The sequence below is a fragment of the Halalkalibacter lacteus genome (genome assembly GCF_036663595.1).
Classification (GTDB): Bacteria; Bacillota; Bacilli; order Bacillales; family Bacillaceae_D; genus Halalkalibacter; species Halalkalibacter lacteus.
The window spans coordinates 148533-157989 of sequence record NZ_JAWRVL010000008.1; the positions used below are offsets into that span (position 1 = coordinate 148533).

Below are 9457 nucleotides of genomic sequence, written 5' to 3' on the forward strand. Positions count from 1 at the left end.
AAACAGGCTGATCCAAGAAGGGCGTAGTTTTCTACTTCTTGAGATCGGCTTTTCCTATTTGGGTTTAGAAAAAATCTTAGCAGGGGGGAAGAAGTATGGAATAACAAATAGTGGGCAATAACTGGAAAAAATGACAGCAAGATGCTGTCATTTTTCAAGCTACATTTTGTTTGGTTTGCGGAGTAAGATCATCGCCATATAGGTCAAATTTGAAAATAAGATTGAGATAATTAGTGCGTGCATCAGACCGATTGATAATAGTTCATTTTGGGTGAAGACAACGGAAATACCACTAATCATTTGAAGAATGACAAGGAAAAAGGCAATAACACTTGTCCAAACGAGTACTAACTCATTCTTCAAGCGGCTAATTGTCCACAGCATAAGAATAAATAAAAATACAACAAGTGAGGTTGCAGCAACTCTGTGCAAAAATTGAACTCCCATTGGTCCTACAAACCCAGGGAATAGCTGCCCATTACATAACGGAAATCCAGCACAAGCTAATGTTGACTCGGTATGCTTCACATAAGCCCCAGTATAGATAACCGCGTAACAGTATGTGATAACAAAAAAGAAATAAGTCTTATAAGCATTTGTTACTCTAGGGGCAATTCGATAAGGTTTTCCACCTTCAAATGCTAAGATCGTTAAAAGTACAACAGATGCAAGGGACATAGCTGAAATCCCAAAGTGTAGAGCTAATATAGCTTTTGATTGACCAAACACAACGGCTCCTGCACCAAGTAAACCTTGGAAAATAATCAAAAGTACAGCAGCAATGGACATAAACTTAGCTTCTTTGACATGTTTAAGCTGTTTCCATGACCAAATAGCAAGAATAATGATCATCACTCCGACTAGACCGGAAACAATACGATGACTATATTCGATGATCGTTTCAATAGCAGGGTTTACTGGAATAACTTCTCCAAAACACAATGGCCATGTGGCACCGCACCCTTCTCCAGAACCAGTTTTTGTAACGAGTGCACCTTGCAAGAGGACAATGAGCAGGCCGATGGAGGACAGAATGCCGTAGATTTTTAATCTTTTATGCATTCAATTCACCTTTCCTTCTATAAAATTGGTAAGATATATGCTAGAGTAAGCAATGGAAATCTTCTTTGCTACTCATTGATCTTAAAAACAAACGGTAGAAATGTCAATTTTACTTAGGTGAAATTTTTATGGACAACTGTAAATGTGAAGATAATGTGAAACTCATGATTTTAATGAAACGAAGTAGATTTTAAGATATAATGTGATTTGTAGCACATTAGGTGGATACAGCTGTCTAATTTATTTTTTGTAGGAGTGCTCGAATTGGTTGACTCTACAAAGGGGGTGAAGAATTGATGAATAAGACTAATACAGTGCTGAAAGCATCAGAGGTTATGCCTAGTCCTGATTCATCAGTCGCTGCTAGTCAGCAAAAGTCATGGAAGGACTATTTGGTTCTTGCTAAACAAGGAATTGTTACATCTAATTTGATTACGACATTTGCCGGTATTTATTTAGCGGCCGTTTATACAGGTATAGGACTAGGGGCACATTTAGCAACGATGTTCTTTGCATTAATAGGCGCAGCGCTTGTTATGGCAGGTGGATGTACGTTAAATAATTACATTGATCGAGATATTGACCATATTATGGAACGAACAAAAGATCGACCAACTGTAACTGGCCGTTTTACAGCGAACCATGTCTTGTTTGTTGGGTTATTGCAGGCCGCTGTAGGGATTGGCTTTTTGGCGCTCACAACAGCAACAGCAGCGGTTATTGGGTTAATTGGATTATTTATTTATGTTGTGCTATACACGATGTGGACAAAACGTACGACAACTTTAAACACAATCGTTGGTAGCTTTTCCGGTGCCGTCCCACCATTAATTGGTTGGGCAGCAATAGATGGAGGCTTACACACGTTTGCTTGGATTTTATTTTTTATAATGTTCTTTTGGCAACCACCACATTTCCTTGCTCTTGCAATGAAACGTGTTGAAGAATATCGTGCAGCAGGCATTCCAATGTTACCAGTTGTCGCTGGCTTTGAAGTGACTAAACGTCAAATGGTTGTATATGTCATTGCTTTATTACCAGTTTCATTAATGCTCTATCCTTTTGGTATCGTTTATACGGTGATAGCAGCTATACTAGGTTTAGGATGGATTATTCTAGGCTTTGCTGGTTTTAAAATGAAAGATGACATTAAATGGGCAAGGTTAATGTTTGTTTACTCGCTCAACTATTTAACAATTCTATTTGTTCTTATGGTTATTGTTCATATTTAATAATATTGATATCTCTATGTTTCTTATCTAAAGATATTAAAATGAATAATGACTGTAGATATATATCCTAATTGTAGTTTTAACTACTTAATGAAAGTGAGGTTGGATTGTCAGATGAAACTTTGGAAAACTGCTTGGCGTTTTCTACCTCTTTCATTGCTCGTGTTTGTATTAACGGGTTGTTTGGGAGAGACGAACTTAACTGCCCTTGATCCAAAGGGACCACAATCACAATGGATATTCGACAACATGCTTTTATCGTTGTATGTAATGGCCTTCGTGAGTATTGTCGTATTTGCTATCTTTTTCATTATTCTTGCTAAATACCGTCGAGCTCCTGGAGACGACGAGATTCCTAAGCAAGTACACGGAAATACGGCACTTGAAATTACATGGACTGTTATCCCAATTATCTTGTTAACAATTTTAGCTGTTCCAACAATTACAGGACAATTTATGTTAGCTGATACAGAGCCAGACCCTGAGGTTGGGGAAGATACGGTCTATATTAAAGTTACGGGTCACCAGTTCTGGTGGCAATTTGATTATGAAGAAGAAGGATTTACTGCTGGACAAGAAGTATACATGCCAGTCGGTGAAAAAGTAATTTTCGAATTACATGCTCAAGATGTATTGCACTCTTTTTGGGTACCAGCTTTAGGTGGTAAGCTCGATACGGTTCCTGGACTTACAAATCATATTTGGTTAGAGGCTGATGAACCAGGAGTTTATAAAGGTAAGTGTGCAGAGCTTTGTGGTCCTTCACATGCTCTAATGGATTTTAAACTAATTGCACTTGAGCGTGATGATTATGATGCTTGGGTTGCAGGAATGCAAGCGGAAGTTGAAGAACCAACTGAAACTCTTGCACAACAAGGTCGCGAAATCTTTGGTTCTGATGGTTTAGGTTGTATTGGCTGTCATGCTATTGGTGGCGTGGGAACAGCAGCTGGTCCAGCATTATCAGACTTTGCAAATCGTGAAGTGATTGCAGGATATTTAGATAATACAGATGAAAATCTTGAAGCTTGGATTCGTGACCCAGAGTCACTAAAACAAGGAAATAATATGCCAGCATTTCCACAAATCAGCGATGAGGATATGGAAGCGCTTATTGCTTATTTACGTTCGTTAGACGTACAAAATAATTAAAAATTGACTCAAAAGGAGGTTAACCCCTTGGCTGCACAAAAACAGGAAAAAAGCGTTATCTGGGATTGGTTAACAACGGTTGATCATAAAAAGCTTGGAATCATGTATTTGATTGCAGGAACGCTTTTCTTTGTAAAAGCTGGTGTAATGGCGTTATTCATGCGTATCCAGCTCATGTATCCGGAAATGAATTTCTTAAGTGGTCAAACATTTAACGAGTTCATTACGATGCATGGTACGATTATGCTATTCTTAGCTGCCACACCTTTATTATTTGCATTTATGAACTATGTCATACCACTACAGATTGGAGCTCGTGATGTTGCGTTTCCATTCGTTAACGCATTAGGTTTTTGGATCTTCCTTTCAGGTGGTCTGTTACTTAGCATGAGTTGGTTCTTTGGTGGTGGGCCAGATGCTGGTTGGACAGCATATGTACCATTATCTAGTCGTGATTATGCTGGAGTTGGTCTTGACTTTTATGTCCTAGGCTTACAGGTATCAGGTATTGGTACACTTATTTCAGCTATTAACTTCCTAGTAACAATCATAAACATGCGTGCACCTGGAATGACAATGATGCGCCTTCCATTATTTGTTTGGTCGTCATTTATTTCTTCTACATTAATTTTATTTGCATTTACACCGCTTGCTGCTGGTCTTGCTCTTCTTATGTTAGACCGTATATTCGGCGCACAGTTCTTTATTCCGAATATGGGTGGTAATGTTGTTTTATGGCAACATATTTTCTGGATTTTTGGTCATCCTGAAGTTTATATCCTTGTCTTACCTGCTTTCGGTATTATTTCTGAGGTTATTCCAGCCTTTTCTAGAAAGCGTCTATTTGGTTATACAGCAATGGTTTTTGCAACGATTCTAATTGCGTTCTTAGGATTCATGGTATGGGCTCACCACATGTTTACTGTAGGTATGGGTCCAGTAGCAAACTCCATTTTTGCGATTGCGACAATGACAATTGCGGTTCCAACCGGTATTAAAATATTTAACTGGCTCTTTACAATGTGGGGTGGGAAAATAACATTTAATACGTCAATGTTATTTGCATCATCATTTGTACCAACATTCGTACTTGGTGGGGTAACAGGCGTAATGCTTGCAATGGCACCGGTTGATTATCTTTATCATGATACGTACTTTGTTGTAGCTCATTTCCATTACATTATTGTTGGTGGTATTGTATTAGCATTATTTGCTGGTCTTTTCTATTGGTATCCAAAAATGTTTGGTCATATGTTAAATGAAACACTTGGAAAACTCTTTTTCTGGATTTTCTATATTGGTTTCCATTTAACATTCTTTGTACAGCATTTACTAGGTCTTATGGGTATGCCACGTCGTGTCTACACGTACCTTGGCGACCAAGGATTAGATACATTTAACTTTATTAGTACAATTGGGACATTCTTCATGTCAGCAGGGGTTATCCTTCTCGTGATTAATGTTTTCTATTCTGCCTTTAAAGGTGAGCGTGTGACAGTTGCAGATCCTTGGGATGCTCGTACACTTGAGTGGGCAATACCAACTCCAGTGCCTGAGTATAACTTTGCACAAACACCACAAGTTCGTTCATTGGATCCGTTATTCTATGAAAAAGTTCATGGTGATGGAACAATGAAGCCAGCTGAGCCAGTTCAAGCTATTCACATGCCAAACGGTTCAATTCTGCCATTAATTATCTCTGTAGGTCTATTCTTTGCAGGCTTTGGGTTTATCATGATGAACATGGAAAATCCAATTATGAATCCTTGGATTGTGGCAATTGGCGGTTTAGCAATCACTTTTGGTGCTATGTTCGTTCGCTCAGTGAAAGAAGATCATGGATATTATGTTCCAATTGAGCAAGTAAAAGCAGATATTAAGAAAGGAGGCAACTAAGAAATGGCGGGTCATGTAGATACTTCAAAAGGGCTTCCTTCTCATCCTGAGAGAGCCACGTTAGAAGGAAAAAACAAGTTTCTCGGTTTCTGGTTCTTCCTTGGCGGTGAAACAATTTTATTTGCAACTTTCTTTGGGACGTTTTTAGGTCTTCGTAATGGTATTGCTGATGGACCTTCTTCTCAAGAAATGTTCCATCTACCACTTGTTTTTATTATGACAATGCTTCTTTTAACTAGTAGCTTAACAAGTGTGTTAGCAATGTTTGCAATGAAGAAAAATAAGTTTGGTACATTTAAAATTTGGATGTGGATTACCGTTTTACTAGGTCTAGGATTCTTAGGATTTGAGATTTATGAATTCTATGAGTATGTACATCATGGCCTAGGCTTCACAACAAGTGCATTTGCATCATCATTCTTTTCACTTGTTGGATTGCACGGGGCACACGTTGCTTTTGGATTGTGCTGGATTACTGTCCTACTTATTCGCTACAATAAGAGTGGTATTACATTAACGAATGCTCCTAAATTTTATTTAGCTAGTTTATACTGGCACTTCATTGATGTTGTGTGGGTATTTATCTTCACGGTTGTGTATCTTATGGGAGTATTATAGGGGGTTTTAGTCATGGCAGATAACTTAAGTACACCATTTGAGAAAAGTGCAATGACTGAAGAAGAAAAACGTCATACGAGTAAGGAAATTCGTAAGCAGGTTATTGTTTTTGCTTTAATGATCTTCCTAACAATCTTATCGTTTTTAGCTGTTGGAGCAGATATTATTCCACGGTCATTTGCTATTCCATTTATACTGATCTTAGCAATGATACAACTTGCTCTTCAGTTGATTTTCTTCATGCATTTGAAAGATAAGGATCACGGTTGGGCAACAGCATTTATGATTTCTGGTATCTTTGTTACGATGCCTACAATTGCAGCTTTAATGTTGCTACTTGGTATCACAAAATACTAAAGAATAGGTAAAGGGTGACTCTTATAGTAGAGTCACCCTTTGTTATTAATCGTTCAACAGATTGTAAAGAGCTGCGTCGGTTTTCTTATAGGTTATTAGTGTATAATGAAACGGTATGAATTCAATAAAAAGGTGTGATCAAATGAACCGACAAAATAATCAAAGTGTTTTAGGTCAATCACATAGAAAGCGTAATTATAAACCTGCTATCATTATTATTACAATTTTGATAAATGGTTTGGTAGCTCTCCTTGCTGGTTTACCTGGTGTAGAGAATTTTACAGCTTTTGATGTGACAATTCTCCCAATGCTGAATGCGATTTTTAATAGTTTTACATTTTTATTTTTAATTGGAGCTCTTATGGCAATTTTAAAGAAAAATATAACGGTTCATCGGCGTTTTATTTATGCAGCATTTATCACAACAACTCTGTTCCTAGTAACATATGTCGCACACCATTTTCTATCTGCTTCAACGCCGTATGGAGGGACGGGCCTTATGGCGGGATTATACTATTTTATTCTCATTACACATATTATTTTAGCAGCTGTGATCGTCCCACTTGCGTTAACATCTGTTGCTCGTGCATGGAATATGGAAAATAAACGTCATAAAAAAATTGCCAGATGGACGATGCCAATTTGGTTATATGTTAGTCTAACAGGCGTTATCGTGTATATTATGATTTCTCCTTATTATTAAAGAAAAGAGCTTGGTCATTGACCAAGCTCTTTTCCATTTCATATTTTTATGTTTAGTTTAATGATTCCTGCTTCTTTAGCTGAAGTAAAGGCGATTACTAAAAGAGGTCCGATGACAAAGCCCATCACTCCAAATAACATAAGCCCTAAATACATCGCTATTAATGTAGCAAGTGGAGATAACCCGATTTGTTGGCCCATAACTTTTGGTTCTACTGTACGGCGAATGATAAGCAAGACTGCTGCCAAAATAAGCAATTGAGTTCCTGTAGTAGAGTTGCCGGCAATTAATTGAAAAATTGCCCACGGTGCTAATATCGCAATTGAACCGATTAAAGGAACAAAATCAATTATCCATATTATAAAAGCCATTAACAGTGCTACTTCAGGTGCGATCAGCAACAATCCGATTAACGATACGATAAAAATAATAATACTAACTAAAAACTGAGCTTTAAAAAATCCCCAAATCACAAAAGTAAGGCGGGATGTCATGAAATTCACTTTGTCTTTTGTACGATCTGATAAATAAGTAAAAGCCTTATTTCTTAGTGCAGGTAGTTCAAGCATAAAAAGAAACAATGCGATTAAGTAAACGATAAAGGTAACTAAATACTTTGGAATACTTGTAATAATCGATGCAATATCATTAATTAAGTTTCGTTCCCCAATGGTTGTTCTAATAGTGCTCAGTGTATGGGTTACGTGAGTATTAATTTCTTGGACAAGGTCTGGCGGAAGATTTTCATATTCTTCTTCTAAATTACGATTGAATTTATGCCAAGCTCGATTAATATCGTTTATATATTGAGGCAGATTCTCAACTATTTGTGTTCCCTGAGTTACAGCTTGGGTTGTAATGTAATACCCTGCTAATCCAATAAAAAAAACAAACAAGGTGAATACAATCATAACGGCAATATTACGTTTGATTTTTGCTCGTTTATGTAGTGCTGTTACAGCAGGTGTCAAGAAAATTGCTGTTATAAAAGCCGAAATAAGTGGTACAGAAACTGGTAATATAAAGTATCCTGCAACTACAATTGCTAAAATGGTAAGTAAAATTATAAAGGTTCGCTTTGTCATAAGTGCTGCCAATTTGAGACTCCTCTCATAAAACAGAAATGCTCCTTTCATTATATTACGAACGAAACTAGATGAACAGGATAACGACTTAATTTCCTTAAGTCGTTTACAATATAGTGAATATTATAGTTTTTTGTAATGGGTATGGTATAATGATGCTTGGTCAAAAACCATTAACTTTAAAGCAAGGGGCGTTAGCGTGCGGATAATAAGTTTTATTATAATGATTGTACTGTTTCTTACTGCATGTTCATCAGAGGCTGAGAATTTGACTATAATGCAAGGGCAAGAAGCAGAAGAGGTAGCTACTTTCTTACGAGATTATAAAGAAAATATGATTCAATCAGTTAATACAGGAGATTTTAACAATCTTGAACCGTATTTAATTACGAATAATAGCTTCTATCACTCATTAAGGCGCTATACGAGTGATTTGCATAGTGAAGGCACTACAAAGGAACTTGATAAGTTTGATGTTAAAGCAGTATATGAAGATGAAATAGGAGAACTCCATGTTGATGTAGATGAAGGCGTCACATTGTACGAGCATGGACAAGAGAAGAAGATAGAAAGATCTCTGCGATTTGAATTGGTACGTGGAGCTTATGATTCGATTAGGATCGTAACAATAAAAGAAAGAAAATAAGACAACAAGGATCACTACCTTGTTGTCTTATTTGTCTCTAGATTTAATTCGTTTCAAGGTTTTTCTTTAATAGCTCAAGCTTTTTACTACACTTATCAATAATCGGTTGAGGGAAAGTCTCTCCTTCATATTCAACACCATGAGGATAATAATGTTTCCCTAGCATAGGTGTCATAAGCTTGACAATTGTATCATCTTTAGGAATGTCACCCTTAATAGCATAAGCTGGTACACGTAGGTAGTAGACATCGCCTTGGTTAATAATTTTGTAATCAAATGTTACACGACGATAATCCCATTGACCAGCGTGGATAAAGCCAATTGATTCTGCAGCGTAACGAAGTGTTTCAAATTTCGATTCTTTATCTGCTAGTTCAATATGTTCAAATTTCACTACGAATCCGCCTCCAATTTCATCAAATATGTACTCTACTTATGATAGTATGAAAACCCCTAGGTTGCAACGCCTTAATCGTGAATGTTTTATGGATGTTGTTCAAAAAGGGTGGTTTTCCCTTTTTGAACAACATCCAAGCAGTGAGCGGAGCCGGTGCTATCATTTGAGCGGAGCTATGAGTGACTTTCTCATAGCATTGCGTGCACCGAGAGGAACCAATGCTACTTTAATACAAAAAGGGTGGTTTTCCCTTTTTGAACAACATCCAAGCAGTGAGCGGAGCCGGTGCTATCATTTGAGCGGAGCTAT

At 37.2% G+C, this 9457-nt stretch carries 10 protein-coding genes; 7 read left to right on the forward strand and 3 right to left on the reverse strand.

The window, feature by feature from the left end; all coding sequences use genetic code 11:
• Positions 1-159: 159 nt before the first annotated feature.
• Positions 160-1062, reverse strand: coding sequence for a COX15/CtaA family protein (locus tag SAZ04_RS08265; protein WP_332693862.1), 903 nt, complete (start codon positions 1060-1062; stop codon positions 160-162).
• Positions 1063-1358: 296 nt separating this feature from the next.
• Here SAZ04_RS08265 and cyoE point away from each other — a divergent pair, with 296 nt between their 5' ends.
• The 6 genes from cyoE to SAZ04_RS08295 all read left to right on the forward strand — a co-directional run bounded on the left by cyoE (position 1359) and on the right by SAZ04_RS08295 (position 7020).
• Positions 1359-2294: a heme o synthase gene (gene cyoE, locus SAZ04_RS08270; protein ID WP_332693865.1), complete on the forward strand. Its 936-nt coding sequence runs from the start codon at positions 1359-1361 to the stop codon at positions 2292-2294.
• Positions 2295-2408: 114 nt separating this feature from the next.
• Positions 2409-3446, forward strand: coding sequence for a cytochrome c oxidase subunit II (coxB, locus tag SAZ04_RS08275; RefSeq protein WP_332693868.1), 1038 nt, complete (start codon positions 2409-2411; stop codon positions 3444-3446).
• 27 nt (positions 3447-3473) lie between these two features.
• Positions 3474-5342 (forward strand): cytochrome c oxidase subunit I, encoded by a 1869-nt coding sequence (gene ctaD, locus SAZ04_RS08280; RefSeq protein WP_332693871.1) that lies wholly within the window; start codon positions 3474-3476, stop codon positions 5340-5342.
• A 3-nt stretch (positions 5343-5345) separates the two neighbouring features.
• Positions 5346-5960: a cytochrome (ubi)quinol oxidase subunit III gene (locus tag SAZ04_RS08285; protein ID WP_332693874.1), complete on the forward strand. Its 615-nt coding sequence runs from the start codon at positions 5346-5348 to the stop codon at positions 5958-5960.
• 12 nt (positions 5961-5972) lie between these two features.
• Positions 5973-6317: a cytochrome C oxidase subunit IV family protein gene (locus SAZ04_RS08290; RefSeq protein WP_332693877.1), complete on the forward strand. Its 345-nt coding sequence runs from the start codon at positions 5973-5975 to the stop codon at positions 6315-6317.
• A gap of 142 nt (positions 6318-6459) precedes the next feature.
• Positions 6460-7020, forward strand: coding sequence for a DUF420 domain-containing protein (locus SAZ04_RS08295; protein WP_332693880.1), 561 nt, complete (start codon positions 6460-6462; stop codon positions 7018-7020).
• A gap of 38 nt (positions 7021-7058) precedes the next feature.
• Here the strand turns inward: SAZ04_RS08295 and ytvI are convergent, their stop codons facing one another.
• The gene (gene ytvI, locus SAZ04_RS08300) at positions 7059-8117 is read right to left on the reverse strand and encodes a sporulation integral membrane protein YtvI (RefSeq protein WP_332693883.1); all 1059 of its coding nucleotides are present in this window, start codon (positions 8115-8117) and stop codon (positions 7059-7061) included.
• Positions 8118-8304: 187 nt separating this feature from the next.
• Here ytvI and SAZ04_RS08305 point away from each other — a divergent pair, with 187 nt between their 5' ends.
• Complete coding sequence (locus SAZ04_RS08305; RefSeq protein WP_332693886.1) at positions 8305-8751, forward strand: TcaA NTF2-like domain-containing protein; 447 nt, start codon at positions 8305-8307, stop codon at positions 8749-8751.
• Positions 8752-8794: 43 nt separating this feature from the next.
• Here the strand turns inward: SAZ04_RS08305 and SAZ04_RS08310 are convergent, their stop codons facing one another.
• Positions 8795-9145 (reverse strand): YugN family protein, encoded by a 351-nt coding sequence (locus tag SAZ04_RS08310; RefSeq protein ID WP_332693889.1) that lies wholly within the window; start codon positions 9143-9145, stop codon positions 8795-8797.
• Positions 9146-9457: the final 312 nt, after the last annotated feature.

Bases quoted from the DNA above. Each gene is read 5' to 3' on its own strand.
- SAZ04_RS08265 (WP_332693862.1), bottom strand. From the start codon at position 1,062: ATGCATAAAAGATTAAAAATCTACGGCATTCTGTCCTCCATCGGCCTG.
- cyoE (WP_332693865.1), top strand. From the start codon at position 1,359: ATGAATAAGACTAATACAGTGCTGAAAGCATCAGAGGTTATGCCTAGT.
- coxB (WP_332693868.1), top strand. From the start codon at position 2,409: ATGAAACTTTGGAAAACTGCTTGGCGTTTTCTACCTCTTTCATTGCTC.
- SAZ04_RS08285 (WP_332693874.1), top strand. From the start codon at position 5,346: ATGGCGGGTCATGTAGATACTTCAAAAGGGCTTCCTTCTCATCCTGAG.
- SAZ04_RS08290 (WP_332693877.1), top strand. From the start codon at position 5,973: ATGGCAGATAACTTAAGTACACCATTTGAGAAAAGTGCAATGACTGAA.
- SAZ04_RS08295 (WP_332693880.1), top strand. From the start codon at position 6,460: ATGAACCGACAAAATAATCAAAGTGTTTTAGGTCAATCACATAGAAAG.